Origin of the sequence: Calditerrivibrio sp. (assembly GCA_026415135.1) — a bacterium.
Lineage (GTDB): Bacteria > Chrysiogenota > Deferribacteres > Deferribacterales > Calditerrivibrionaceae > Calditerrivibrio.
In genome coordinates this window covers 47501-61421 of the sequence record JAOAHS010000008.1, presented here as the reverse complement: position 1 = coordinate 61421, position 13921 = coordinate 47501, and the positions used below count along the sequence as shown (strand labels likewise).

General features: G+C 36.8%; 15 protein-coding genes. 5 read left to right on the top strand and 10 right to left on the bottom strand.

What is annotated here, in order from left to right; genetic code table 11:
- The 10 genes from N3C60_01975 to N3C60_01930 form a co-directional block, all read right to left on the bottom strand.
- Nucleotides 1-430, bottom strand: a 430-nt coding sequence (locus tag N3C60_01975; GenBank protein ID MCX8083669.1) for an AAA family ATPase, incomplete at its 3' end; no start/stop codon positions are given.
- An 89-nt stretch (nucleotides 431-519) separates the two neighbouring features.
- Nucleotides 520-1278 carry a 3-hydroxybutyrate dehydrogenase gene (locus N3C60_01970; protein MCX8083668.1) on the bottom strand — a complete coding sequence of 253 codons (759 nt, stop codon included), beginning with the start codon at nucleotides 1276-1278 and terminating at the stop codon, nucleotides 520-522.
- A gap of 13 nt (nucleotides 1279-1291) precedes the next feature.
- The gene (locus N3C60_01965) at nucleotides 1292-2647 is read right to left on the bottom strand and encodes a 3-oxoacid CoA-transferase subunit B (GenBank protein MCX8083667.1); all 1356 of its coding nucleotides are present in this window, start codon (nucleotides 2645-2647) and stop codon (nucleotides 1292-1294) included.
- Nucleotides 2648-2658: 11 nt separating this feature from the next.
- On the bottom strand, nucleotides 2659-3837 hold the full coding sequence (locus N3C60_01960; GenBank protein MCX8083666.1) for a thiolase family protein: 1179 nt from the start codon (nucleotides 3835-3837) through the stop codon (nucleotides 2659-2661).
- A 168-nt stretch (nucleotides 3838-4005) separates the two neighbouring features.
- Nucleotides 4006-5340: a sigma 54-interacting transcriptional regulator gene (locus tag N3C60_01955; protein MCX8083665.1), complete on the bottom strand. Its 1335-nt coding sequence runs from the start codon at nucleotides 5338-5340 to the stop codon at nucleotides 4006-4008.
- A 64-nt stretch (nucleotides 5341-5404) separates the two neighbouring features.
- A complete protein-coding gene (locus N3C60_01950) occupies nucleotides 5405-6733 on the bottom strand; it encodes a TRAP transporter large permease subunit (protein MCX8083664.1) in 1329 nt (442 codons plus the stop codon).
- A 1-nt stretch (nucleotide 6734) separates the two neighbouring features.
- Entirely contained in the window at nucleotides 6735-7232 is a 498-nt protein-coding gene (locus tag N3C60_01945) for a TRAP transporter small permease subunit (protein ID MCX8083663.1), read from the bottom strand.
- A gap of 53 nt (nucleotides 7233-7285) precedes the next feature.
- Nucleotides 7286-8353, bottom strand: a complete 1068-nt coding sequence (gene dctP / locus N3C60_01940) for a TRAP transporter substrate-binding protein DctP (GenBank protein ID MCX8083662.1) — start codon at nucleotides 8351-8353, stop codon at nucleotides 7286-7288.
- Between the two features lie 13 nt (nucleotides 8354-8366).
- On the bottom strand, nucleotides 8367-9605 hold the full coding sequence (locus tag N3C60_01935; protein ID MCX8083661.1) for a (Fe-S)-binding protein: 1239 nt from the start codon (nucleotides 9603-9605) through the stop codon (nucleotides 8367-8369).
- A gap of 1 nt (nucleotide 9606) precedes the next feature.
- Complete coding sequence (locus N3C60_01930; protein MCX8083660.1) at nucleotides 9607-10986, bottom strand: FAD-binding protein; 1380 nt, start codon at nucleotides 10984-10986, stop codon at nucleotides 9607-9609.
- Nucleotides 10987-11229: 243 nt separating this feature from the next.
- On the opposite strand from N3C60_01930, the gene N3C60_01925 reads away from it, so the two are divergent.
- The 5 genes from N3C60_01925 to aroC are packed head-to-tail and all read left to right on the top strand — an operon-like array spanning nucleotide 11230 to nucleotide 13843.
- Entirely contained in the window at nucleotides 11230-11421 is a 192-nt protein-coding gene (locus N3C60_01925) for a hypothetical protein (GenBank protein MCX8083659.1), read from the top strand.
- Between the two features lie 45 nt (nucleotides 11422-11466).
- Nucleotides 11467-11835, top strand: coding sequence for a fluoride efflux transporter CrcB (gene crcB, locus N3C60_01920; protein MCX8083658.1), 369 nt, complete (start codon nucleotides 11467-11469; stop codon nucleotides 11833-11835).
- A 7-nt stretch (nucleotides 11836-11842) separates the two neighbouring features.
- Nucleotides 11843-12184, top strand: coding sequence for a DUF190 domain-containing protein (locus N3C60_01915; GenBank protein MCX8083657.1), 342 nt, complete (start codon nucleotides 11843-11845; stop codon nucleotides 12182-12184).
- A gap of 7 nt (nucleotides 12185-12191) precedes the next feature.
- Nucleotides 12192-12788 (top strand): molybdopterin-dependent oxidoreductase, encoded by a 597-nt coding sequence (locus tag N3C60_01910; GenBank protein ID MCX8083656.1) that lies wholly within the window; start codon nucleotides 12192-12194, stop codon nucleotides 12786-12788.
- Nucleotides 12788-13843, top strand: a complete 1056-nt coding sequence (aroC, locus tag N3C60_01905; protein ID MCX8083655.1) for a chorismate synthase — start codon at nucleotides 12788-12790, stop codon at nucleotides 13841-13843. The genes N3C60_01910 and aroC overlap by 1 nt, the downstream gene beginning before the upstream one ends.
- Nucleotides 13844-13921: the final 78 nt, after the last annotated feature.

The following is a 13921-nucleotide window of genomic DNA, read 5'->3' as shown; positions in this document are numbered from 1 at the left end:
CAATAGATGATTTATGTTTTTTGTAAACCTTGTTTACCAAATCTACAAACTGCTCCTTTATGCCAGTCCCCTTTATAGATAAACCAAACTCCTCAGCTTTCTGAGATAGGTTAAACTCAATTGCTTTTACTAAAATATCAGGATTATCCAATGAGATAGTATTAAAGTCAAACTTAAGGACTATGTGATGCTGCCAGTCATAATCTGACTCATATATCCACAACCCCTTAAAAAGCTCTTTGTTACCTTTAAAAACCTGTTCTAGTGTGGATACCAACAAGGATTTTCCGAATCTGCGCGGACGGGAAAGGAAATTAAACTGAGTAGAGGTAATTAAATCATAGATATACTTTGTCTTATCAACATAAAGGTTGTTATTTTTTATAATCTGCTCAAAACTTGATTGACCTATGGGTAGTTTTTTCATCATATTTTATTCTATCACTTTTTGTAACTTATTTCAATAATAGATCAATAAAGAAGCCCTCTCGATGTTAAATAAGAGGGCTATGAGAAAAATTATGAGGCAGTCCATCCACAGTCTATTGTAATGGTAGATCCTGTTATACATTGGGCAGCATCTGAACATAAGTATAAAACGAGACTTGCTACTTCTGATGGCTCTATAAGTCTTTTTACAAATGCTTTTTTGAGCATTATCTCTTCGATGACCTTTTCCCTCGGTATATTGTGGGTTTTTGCCTGAGCATCTATTTGGTTATCCACTAGTGGTGTTCTAACATAGGCTGGGCATATAGAGTTTACTGTAATACCATATTTGCCACCTTCTAAGGCTGTTGTTTTTGTAAGTCCTGATAGCCCATGTTTGGCAGAGATATATGCTGACTTGTATTCTGATGCTCTTAGTCCGTGAACTGAGTTTATGTTAATTATCCTGCCCCATTTTTTATTTTTCATGTAGTTCCATGAGTATTTTGTAAGGAGAAAAGGGGCTGTTAGCATGAGGCTTATCATAAAATCCCATTTATCTTCTGGAAAATCCTCTACAGGGGATACGTGCTGGATACCTGCATTGTTTACCAGTATATCAACGCCACCAAAGGTTTCAACTGAAAAATCGATTAATGCTTTACAGTCGCTTCTTTTCGATAGATCTGCACAGAAAAATTTTCCACCGATTCTGATGGCTTCTGTTTCACCTTTTTCTTTGTTTATATCAGCTACTACTACTTTTGCACCTGCGTTCGCAAGGGCTTCTGCTATTGCAAGTCCTATACCACTGGAAGCACCTGTTACTACTGCTACTTTATCCTTCATAAAATATCCTCCATTATTTAAGATTTATTTTGAAATCACAGCCTGTAGTGTTTCTAATGTCATCGAGGTTGGAAAATGGTGATATTTCGATGAGTGTGAGGCCATTTTGTGGATCAACTTCAAAAACACCTTTTTCTGTGACTATCATAGTTACAACATTTTTCCCAGTTATAGGGTAGGAGCATTCTTTTACGATCTTTGGTTGACCATCTTTTGTTGTGTGCTCCATCATCACTATTAATTTTTTTACGCCATTTACGAGGTCCATGGCTCCACCTGGTCCTTTTACCATTTTACCGGGTATCATCCAGTTTGCAAGGTCTCCAAATTCACTTACCTCCATACCACCCAAAACTGAGATGTCAATATGACCACCTCTTACCATAGCAAAGGATTCTGAGGAGTCAAAGAAAGCAGCACCTTTTTTGTAGGTAATGGTTTGCTTACCTGCGTTTATCAGATCGGCATCTTCCTCTCCAGGTTTTGGGAATGGGCCGATGCCTAAGAGACCGTTTTCAGAATGAAGGGTTATATCCATATTCTCTGGGATAAAATTTGCCACAAGAGTGGGCATACCTATACCTAAATTTACATAATACCCTTCTTTGAATTCTTTTGCGATTCTTTTTGCCATCCACTCTTTTTGTTCGTTAAAACCTTTTGCTTTGATTGTGCCATCTGATACTGTTCTCTGTTCTATCGGTTTTTCGTAATTGGTGCCCAACACTAATCTATCGACATAAATGCCTGGTAGATGTATGGACATTGGGTCGAGTTCACCTGTCTCTACGATCTCTTCGACTTCTACAACTGTTATTTTTCCTGCTTTGGCGCATGCTTCGTTGAAATTGTTTGCTGTATATCTAAAGATTACATTACCAGCTTTATCTGCTTTCCATCCTTTTACAATGGATAAGTCGGCTACAATACTTTCTTCTAAGACATATTCTTTTCCATTGAATATTTTTGTTTCCTTGTTTTTACATAAAACGGTACCAAAACCTGTTCTTGTATAAAAAGCAGGGATTCCAGCTCCACCAGCTCTAAGTTTTTCTGCTAATGTCCCCTGAGGTGTTAATTCTACTTCTAATTCACCATTTAAAAACTGTTGTTCAAATATTGCATTTTCACCTACGTAGGACGAAATCATTTTTTTTATCTGCTTCGTCTGAAGGAGTAAACCGAGGCCAAAGTTATCAACTCCTGCGTTGTTGCTAACAAAAGTTAGGTTTTTTACTCCGCTGTCCCTGATGGCTAAGATAAGTTTTTCTGGTATACCGCATAGACCAAAGCCTCCTGCTGCTATGGTCATACCATCTTTTAATAAATCTTTAATAGCTTCAGTGGCATCATAATAAATGGGCTTCATTAGTTTGCCTCCTAATTTATTTTTTCTATAAGCACAGCTACTGCTTCACCACCACCGATACAAAGTGTGGCAACTCCGTATTTTACGTTTCTTAGAATCATTTCTCTGGCTAAGGTTATTAGAATTCTTGCCCCACTGGCACCGACGGGATGACCAAAGGCTACGGCACCGCCGTTAACATTCACTTTGTTTATATCAAGTTTTAGTTTTTTGATTGCCATCAGTGGAACAGCTGAAAAGGCTTCATTGATTTCAAAAAGGTCTATCTGGTCCAAATTTAGTTTTGCTTTTGCTACTACTTTTTCTATGGCACCTATAGGTGCTTCACCAAAATCATTTGGATGAATACTGTTTGTGGAGTAGGCAACTATTCTTATTTTAGGCTGAAAACCGTATCTTTTTACAGCATCATCATCTGCTAAGATACCTACAGCTGCTCCATCGTTTATTTTGGAGGCGTTGCCTGCTGTGATACAACCATCCTTAGTAAATGCAGGTTTTAATGACTCGATTTTAGAAAGGTCACCTTTAAAGGGTTCTTCATCTTTATCTATGATCTGGTCACCTTTTTTGGTCTTTTTGATGATTGGGTGTATTTCGGAGTTTAAAACACCTTTTTCTATGGCATTTTGTGCGAGGGTATAGCTTCTGATTGCATAATCGTCCTGTTCTTTTCGGGATATATTGTTTTTCTTTATGCTTTCCTCTGTAATTTCGCCCATGTGTTTCCCGGAATAAGGATCCTGTAAAGCATCGTAAATCATAAGATCAAAAAATGTTGCATGCCCCATTCTGTATCCGTATCTGGCTCTATCAAGAGCATAAGGGGCCATAGACATATTCTCCATACCACCGGCATAGACAAGTGATGAGTCACCAAGCAAAATTGATTGGGTACCCAACATGAATGCTTTAAGACCACTGCCACATACTTTGTTTATAGTTAGAGCGTGGACTTTATCATCTATACCAGCAAGCCTCATGGCCTGCCTGGCAGGTGCCTGTTTGGCCCCACCTTGAATGACTTGGCCTAAGATCACTTCATCTGCAGCATCATCGGGTAGATTATATCTCTTTTGTAGCTCTTTGAGGAGTTCAGCAGCCAATTCTACAGCTGGAACATCTGATAATGTTCCCCCAAAGCTTCCGATTGGGGTTCTTATACCATCGATCAAATATATGTTTTTCATAACAACTCCTTAGTTTTTTGTATTGACATACAATAAATATGCCATTGATAAATAAGACAAAATAAAAAAAAGACCATTGTTCTGATTCGTTATTGGTTCATAGTTTTTTAAGGTATATAATTAGAGAGCCTATTTGATTTTTATTTGCATCGTAGAGTCATTTATGAATCAACATATGTTGTGTTTCTTAAATAATCTTACTACTTTAGATTGGCTGATACCGAGTGCTTTAGCTATTTCTCTTGTTGTTTTGCCAGAGTTTTTTTCGTTTAGTAAAATCTGTTTTTCTAAGGCATCAAGAGTTTCTTTTAGGCTATTTTTATTCTCCATTTTCGAAAGTATATTGGTGAAATTGATATTTTTAAGATCATTCATTGTTATTAATTCGGTTTTGGAGAGTAGAATTAATCTTTCTATGGTGTTTTCAAGTTCCCTTATGTTACCTTCCCAGGGGGTTTGACAGAAGTATTCGATAACTTCATTTGAAATTTTTTTGTTGAAATTGTATTTTATGTTATACTTTTCCACAAAAAAATTGGTTAATAGAGGTATATCCTCTTTTCGTTCTCTCAATGCTGGTAGGTTAAGGCTTACAACATTAAGTCTGTAAAAGAGATCTTCCCTAAATTTCCCCTCTTTGGTGAGCTTATAGAGATCACTATTAGAGGCTGAAATGATTCTTACATTTGCTTTTATAGGTTTGTGGCCACCGACTTTGATAAACTCTTTGTCCTGTAAAAATGTCAAAAGCTTTGATTGGAGACTGTAAGGTAGTTCTGATATCTCATCCAAGAATAAAGTTCCATTGTTTGCTGTTTCTATAAGACCTTTTTTCCCTTTGGGATTAGCTCCTGTAAAGGCACCGGGTTCATATCCAAAGAGTTCAGATTCAAGGAGGTTTTCAGGTATTGCACCGCAATTGATCTTTACAAAGGGGGCATCTTTTCTGTTGCTAAGGTTATGGATTACTTCTGCAATAAGTGATTTGCCTACTCCTGTCTCCCCTGTAAGTAAAACGGTGCAATCTGTGGGGGCTATTTTAACTGCTATGTCTATAATATCATTCATCTTTTTATTGGATGATATGAGATTGTTTTGGTTAAGCTTGAAATTTTTAACGGTATCGTGATCTATGACGTTATTATATATGATGTTTGTTAGATCCCAGATGGTGTTTACTACATATTTTATTGTATTGTTTTGATCGAAAACAGGTTTACCTTTGACTAAGAAATTTTTATTTGTGATTGTTCTATAGGTAGCAGTTGCTTCTCTTTTGGTTTGTAAAACAATTAGAGTAGCTGAACCTGTAAAATATTTATATTTATATACAAGGTCATAGAGATTTCTCCCTTGTAACTCTTTAAAAGGGATACCAGACATTTCTTCAAAGGTTTTATTCACGTAAATAGTGTTACCTTCACCATCGGCCAGATATACCCCATTATATAGATTGTCCAATATGATTTTCATCTGGTCAAAAGTTAGTTCTTCTTCTCTCATAGGTGATATTTAAATACAATTAATATGTCAAGTCAATAAAAAAAGCGGGTTTTAAAACCCGCTTTTAACCCATTATAAGTTTGGGAAGGAATGTTATAATAGAAGGGAAGATTATGCAGAGTATCAGACCTATCATTTGTAAAATGACAAAAGGTACTATACCCTTGTAGATATCCTTTAGATCTGTACCTGCTGGTGCTATGCCCCTATAGTAGAATAGGGAGTAGCCGAAAGGTGGTGTTAAGAACGACATCTGTAGGTTTACAGCTACTAACATTGTAAACCATAATGGATCGAAACCAAGTTTGTCAATAATAGGAAGAAAAATAGGCATAGCAAGAAGTAAAATACCCAACCAGTCAACAAACATACCTAATATAAACAGTATAAACATCATAATACCCAGGATTACCCACTTGTTATCGCTGATCATAAACAGTAACTTAGTAAACGTTTCTCCACCACCTAGACCCATGAAAACTGAAGTATAAAGATTGGCCCCTACAAATATTAACATAACCATACATGTTATCTTAAGGGTAGCAACACCTGCGTCTATTAATAGTTTTAGGTTGAATCTCTTGTTAATTATCGCTAAGATCATAGCACCTAAACATCCAAGACCTGCTGCCTCTGTAGGTGTAGCAATACCAAAAGCTATTGTACCTAAAACTGCAAAGATTAGAAACAAAGTGGGTAGCATAGACTTTGCAGTGAGCTTAATTTTCTGCACTATTGTATGGGTACGTTCTTCTTTTGGGAGTGGAGGGCCGACTTCAGGTTTAATTAAGGCATATACAAAAATATAGATAAGATATAAGCCAGAAAGTAAAAATCCAGGTAGGAAGGCAGCAAGGAAAAGTTTACCGACAGAAATACCAACAAGCCCACCCATGACTACAAGCATTATAGAGGGTGGGATTAGAATACCTAATGTACCTCCGGCAATAACCGTACCAGCTACCAATCTCTTGTCATAACCCTTTTTAACCATAGATGGGGCAGCAAGTAAGCCCATAGATACAACAGAAGCCCCTACTATACCTGTTGTAGCTGCGAAAAGAGTTGCTACGACGGTTGTTGCTAATGCTAAACCACCTTTAACAGGTCCAAAGACGATATACATTGCATCAAATAGTTCATCGGCAACACCTGATTTATCTAAAAATTGTGCCATCATTATGAATAGTGGAATGGCTACTAATACATAGTTTTCCATCAAACCATAAGTTTTACTTGCTATTATAAAGTTTATACCACTTATGTCTCCACCATAGCCTAAATAACCAAACAAAAGTCCCAAACCACCAAGTGTGGTAGCTAATGGATGACCCAAAAAGACTGCAAAAAGTAGTATTACAAACATTAGAATTGCGATTATATCAGGAGACATATTATTTGCCCTCCTTTAACAATAAAATAGATTTGATTATTTCCACAATACCTTGTATGAACAGCAATAAGAAACCCAGAAACATCATGAGCTTAAAGGGGTATATAGGTATTTGCCATATAGACATGCTTTGTTCTCTCATATCAAACGATTGAAATCCAAAATCAAAGGAAACTTTTAGACAGATTATCATGAATGGGAGAAAAAAGAGTAGGTAGCCTATTAGATCCAGAATGGCTTTATTTCTTGGTTTTAGATATGCATATATGATATCTATCCTGACATGGGATCCATGTTTAAGTGTATACCCGAAACCGAGCATAAACATTGTACCGTAAAGCATGTAGCTTAGATCAAATCCCCATACTGTTGGGTTTCCAAATATTTTCCTACTCGTAACCTCATACAAAACAACAAATATGAGTGCATAGTTGATTAATCCAACACATTTACCGATAAATTCTTGAAGATTTTCTATATGTTTTATAATCACTTTCATCATCATCTCCCAATCTAAAATAAGGGGGGGATGTTACCCCCTTAGTGTAACAGTTATTCTGTCATGTTTCCTTTCATATATTCATCGTATGGATAAGCGGAAACACCTTTTTTAAGGTTTTTCCATACTGAGTAAAGTTTTATGAAGTTTTCCTGTGAATCTAATACTTTTTTCACAGATGGATGTTTGGCTTTGAGTTCATCAAGATATTCTTTAGTTGTTTTTCTCAGTTCTTTTAGTGTTGTATCATTTATTCTGTTGAACTTAACGCCATCTTTTTGATACTTCTGAACATGTACTGCATTTTGGTATTCGCTGTTAGCAATTTCCCAAAGTTGGGTTTCTCTTGCTGCTATTTTTAGAATAGTTTGAAAATGAGGAGTTAGTGAGTCCCATGCTTTTTTGTTGACCATAAACATGTTTTGGCAAGAAACTTGATGCCATCCTGGCACCATGACATTTTTAGCTATTTCCTGGAAACCAAGTGGGTATGTTGCGTATGGTGTACTAAATTCTGCAGAATCGATTACGCCTCTGTCGAGAGCAAGGTATATTTCACCACCAGGAAGTGGGGATACGTTGATCCCAAGCTTTTTTAAGATATCTGCTGTCCAGCCAACAGTTCTAACCTTCATCCCTTTAAGGTCACCCATATCATCTGCAAACTTCTTTGTGAAGAAACCCATCTCCTGACCAGGGTTACCACCCATGAGGGGAACCAAACCAAATTTTCCGTATAATTCTTCTGCAAGTTTCATCCCTTCATGCTCTAACCAGATGGTGTATTCGAGGGAGTTCATACCAAATGGTACTGATGCAAAAGCTACAAAAGCTTCGTCTTTACCTTTCCAATATCCTGGCCAGTCATGACCCATCTGGGCAACATTGTTTCTTACAGCATCAAAAACCTGAAAAGCAGGAACTATTGCACCATCAGGATAAACTTTAATAATAAATTCACCGTTACTTAGTTGTTTGACTACCTCTGCGAAATGTTCAGCAGCTCTTTGGAAGGTGATACTGTTGGACCATGTGGTTACCATTTTCCATTCAACTTTTGCAGCTAAAGCTGTACTGAGAGTAAAGACTGAAATTAAAAGAGCAAAAAAAAGTTTTTTCATGCAAATCCTCCTTTTATTTTATAGTTTTGTTGAAAATTGACTCATACATCAACATCACAGGATGTGTTATCTCCACATCCAATGCATCCTCTCCGTAAATGGTGTCTGTAAGTTGCATTACGCAACCTGGACAAGGGCTAAGTACTTTTTTAAAACCTTTTTCTATCACCTCCGTTGCTTTATTTTTCCCAATTTCTTTTGAGTTTTTATAATTTTTTAAATTAAATGTTCCTCCAAAACCACAGCAGCTTTTGTTATCAAGCTGAGCAAAATTTGTGCCAATTTGTTTTAGAACGTTGTTTAGTTTTTGCTCTTTTGTCTGGTCATAATGACATGGTAGGTGTAAAGTAATTTTTTCTTCAGTGATGGGTTCTAGTTCTACTTTTAAAATTTCTACTAAAAAAAGTATGATATCAATAAACTGTTTATTTGTTTCTTTTTTTATGAGTTTAGGTCCTATTTCTTTAAGGGCGTATTGGCAAGTGGGGCAGGCTGTTATAATATAATCTACATCAAAAGTATCGAAAGTATTGTAGTTGTTTATGATCATTTTTTTGTATAAATCCATATCGCCAAGTGTAGCTGCTGGTATGCCGCAACAGTAATTTTTTTCATTTATATAAACGGATACACCATAGTGGTTTAAGATTTCTACGATTGTCTTACCCCATGATGTAAAAATCATATTGATCGCACATCCTGGATAGAAAAGAATTCGCATTTTTTCGTTATTTGCTTGGTGAAGACCACCGTATTGGCTACAAAACGTCTTTGTGGCAATTTGATATGTGGTTCTCTCTTTAAATGGTGCAAAAATTGGTCTTAAAATATCTTTTTTAATTTTTTTTGAGCCAAATTTTTGTCCAATATGCATTAAAGGAGAAAGTTTTGCAATTAATTCTGGTTTTTCCATCATGAGCTTTAGGACGATTTTGCCCCAATTTGGTAGTTTTTCTATTTTTCTCAAAACTTCTTTGGCTTTTAGAAAAATAGCATCAGTGCTTACGCCACTTGGGCAGTTAACTTTGCATCTTCCGCAGAGCAGACAGTAGTCTAAGTGTTTTAGGATGGAACTGGCTTTTTCTATTCTACCTTCAAAAACGGCTTCAATAAGGGCAATTTTACCGCGGGCTACTGTGTGCTCTTCTAGGTCTTTTTGGTAAAGGGGGCAATGGGCCTGGCAAGTGCCGCATTTCATGCATCTTATTGTTAGATCTTCTAATTCTTTGAGTTCTCTTATGATATCATCCATTTTAAAGTCCCATTTTATTCGGATTTAAAATATTTTTTGGATCCACACCTTGTTTGAGTTTTTTCATGAAAATTATTGTTCCTTTCCCGAGCTCTTTTTCCATATATTTTGCTTTTGCTGTACCTATACCATGTTCACCACTCAATGTTCCTCCGAGGTTCAGTGCAGCCTCAAAAATTTCATCAACAGCTCTTTCTACCCTTTGCATCTCTTCTTTATCTCTTCTGTCTGTGAGTATAGTTGGGTGTAGGTTTCCATCGCCAGCATGACCAAATGTTCCTATTGTAAGGTTATATTTTTGTGTAATTTGTTGAATTGCCTTCATCATTTCAGGGATTTTGCTTCGAGGGACCGTGGCATCCTCTAAAATTAGTGTGGGTTTTAGGCGGGCTAAGCTACTAAGAGCTTTTCTTCTTGCTTCCCAAATCTTGTTTTTTTCCTCTAAGTTGGTAGCTACTTTTAGAACACCACCCATAAGTTGAGCTATTTTCGAGATCTGTTCAAATTCTTCTTCCACCTGTCCTTCATGTCCATCCACCTCTATTAGTAGGAGGGCTCCGGTCTCAGTGGGTAAACCGATTTTTGTAGCTTCCTCTACCGTTTTTATTGTGAAGCTATCCAAAAATTCAAGAGTTGCTGGAACAATCTTTGATGCTATTATTATGGATACCATTTCACATGCACGTATCACATCATTAAATAAAACCAGCATGGATTTAGACGCTTTTGGCTTTGGTATAAGTTTTAGGGTAATCTCTGTCATAATTCCTAAGAGACCTTCTGATGATATCATGAGCCCCTGTAGATTAAAGCCTGTTACGAGTTTTACAGTTTTGCCACCACCTTTTACATAGTTACCTTCTGCATCAAAAAAATCTATACCCATAACGTAGTCTTTTGTTACACCGTATTTTAGCCCCCTTAAACCTCCAGCATTTTCTGCGACATTTCCACCTAATGTGGATATATTCATACTACCTGGATCAGGTGGATAAAAAAGACCTTTTTCTTCTACTTTTTTGGCCAGGGTTGCAGTTACTACACCAGACTGAACAACTGCATAGAGATCGTTTTCATTAATTTCTATGATTTTGTTAAATCCGGTCATTAGTAAAACACAGCCACCTCTCGTGGGGGTTGTTCCTCCGCTCAGATTAGTGCCAGCCCCACGAGTAATGATCGGTATGTTGTTTTCATTGCATAGTAATATGATTTTTTGGATCTGTTCATAGTCTGATGGTTTGACCACTATATCTGGCATGGAAGGAGTCTCTGCGTAAGCATCGTAACTATAGCAGGCAAGTTGGTCTTCTTCAGTGTAAATATGGCCTTTGTTCGATATTATTTCTTGAAATTTTTTTATAATGTTTTGGGGCAGCATGTGGCACCTCTCAGTAAAAAGGTAAAATGGTATTACCAAAAACTCTATAAAATAATTTTCTCAGGTTGTCAAACGTTTTTTGTGTAAAAGGTGTAAGTTTTTATGAGTTTTTTGGGTGGATATAACATGTTGATAAATAATTATTAAATGTTGTTAAAAATAAAACATTGGGGGTTATTTTTGTGTGGTTGTTTTGGGTGTCAATATTTTTTGTTGAGTCTATACCCTACCATTTGTCCTGCTATGGCAAAAATGAAAAAAATAGGGACTACTTTTATGGAAAGGTGGGAAAAGACTCTTGAAGCTGCAACAATGGGGATAGGTGCATGTATACAAATAAACCAGCCTATAGAAAACCTTTTATATTTCTTCCTTAAAAAGCCAAAAGGTATGTTTAAGAAAAAGGTCATTGTTGATATGAAAATTATTGCTTGAAAATGTTCCATTCTTTGAATATATTTCATAAGAGGTAATTTGTAAATGAAAATTTTTTATATAGGTATTGGTGGCTTTTTAGGGTCGATTGCAAGATATCTGGTATCGAAGTATTCTAACATTTTGTTGGGTGATAGGGTCCCTCTTGGTACAGTTATAGTTAATGTCACTGGTTCCTTTGTGTTAGGATTTTTATATGTGCTGTCGATTGAAAAGTTGGCTGTGAGTGAACATTTCAGGTTGTTTTTGGGTGTAGGTTTTTTGGGGGCTTATACTACCTTTTCTACATTTTCTGTGGAGTTTGTGAATCTTCTGGCGGAGGGGGTTTATTTCAGTGCTTTTGTTTACTGGGTTTTGAATGTGGTAGTAAGTATTGTGGCAGCACTTGTGGGGATATATTTGGCAAGGCTTTGAGGTGTTTATGATATCTAAAGCAAATAAGCTCATAGGCGAACAGAAATTGGTAAGAATTTTTGTGGGGGAAAGTGATAAATATGATGGTGAACCTCTTTATAAATATTTGGTAAAGATGGCTAGAAGTTTGGGAGTGGCTGGTGCTACTGTGTTCAGGGGGATATATGGTTATGGTGCGAGTTCTGTAATCCATAGTGCTTCTGTGCTTACCCTCTCTGAAGATTTGCCCATAGTTGTGGAGATAGTAGATTCAGAAGAAAATATTGATCGTTTTTTAAATGCCATTGATGGTGTTATCGAACATGGCCTTATTACTATAGAAAAAGCTACGGTAATAAAATATTTTTAGGTGCAAAATGGGATATCTTAGGGATATAAAATGTCCAGTGTTTAATGCTGAGGGTTTAAGAGAAGAGGATTTGCCTGCAGTGGAAGATTATTATATAGAAATAGGTGGAAATACAAAAAAGAATGGTAAGTATTTATTGCATGATTTCTTTGGGATATTTAATAAAACAGTCATAAATTGTAGATTGACATCTGTAAGCCGTTTTAGTGTAAGAGCTAACTGGGGTGGGGTTTTATGGAAAGATTTTATGGAGTGGTTGGGCGATGCGGATTATAAGTATGTATATTTTGAGAGTTATGGAAAGTATGTGACTGTTGTAGAGAAAGAGGATATGTTCAATGAGAGGATAATTATATGTAGTGAAGTGGAGGGTGAGCCCCTCGAATTTTCTTATGGGGGACCTGTGAGAATGGTAATACCAAATCTGTGGGGCTACAAAAGCTGTAAGTGGTTAAAAAGGATATATTTCCTAAATGAATATATTGTTGGTTTTTGGGAGTCAAGGGGTTATGATGATAAAGGTTTGATCGAACCATGTGTGCTTTTAGATGTAAACAGTGGTAGTTTTAAAAAAATAAAAGGTGGAGAGGTCTTGGATTTTTAATGGCTGGAAATAGTTTCGGTAGAATTTTCAGAATAACTACTTTTGGAGAAAGTCATGGTAAGGCCGTGGGTGTAGTGGTAGATGGATGTCCCTCGAGAATTGACCTATCAGAGTCAGATATTCAGGCTGAGCTTGATAGGAGAAGACCCGGCCAAAGTGAACTGACGACACCCCGCCAGGAAGAGGATAAGGTTGAGATTTTAAGTGGTGTTTTTGAGGGTGTTACTACTGGTACACCCATTTGTATGGTTGTCTATAATATGAATCAAAAATCAAAGGATTATGATGCTGTAAAAAATCTTTTTCGGCCTGGTCATGCTGACTATACCTATCAGATGAAGTATGGTATAAGGGACTATAGGGGAGGTGGAAGGTCATCTTCCAGGGAGACAATTGGTAGGGTTTGTGCTGGAGCTATTGCTAAAAAAATTTTGAAAAAATACAATATAGATATCTTTGGATATGTGAAGCAAGTGGGTACTGTTAAGGGGCATAGAATAGCCAGAGATTTTGTGGAAAAAAATCCAATTAGAATGGCTGATCCAGATGTTTATAGACAAGCCTATGAGCTTATATTGGAGGTAAAGCAAAGGGGAGATTCTGTAGGTGCTCTTATCGAGGTGATTATTTCTGGTGTTCCTGTGGGTCTTGGTGAGCCTGTTTTCGATAGAATAAATGCGGAACTTGCCAAGGCTATAATGTCTATACCGGCGGTTAAGGGTATAGAGTTTGGTGCTGGTTTTTCTGTGGTGGAATCTTTTGGGAGTCAAAACAATGATGAGATCACCCCCTACGGTTTTATGTCTAACAATGCAGGGGGAACGCTGGGAGGTATAAGCTCAGGTCAAGATATTGTCTTCAGGTTTGCAGTAAAACCTCCTTCCTCAATACTTGTGCCTAAAAAGACAATAGATCTTTTTGGTAACCCTAAGGAGATAGTTACAGAGGGTAGACACGATCCTTGTGTGGCTCCAAGGGTGGTACCGATAGCTGAGGCTATGGCTGCCCTTGTTTTGGTTGACTTTATGATGATAAATAAAAGACTCGAACTATAATCATCTGTGATATAATGATATTTTTCCTGTTAAAACTTTTTTAAAAAAACCTCTTGACAAAGGTGATATGATTATGTA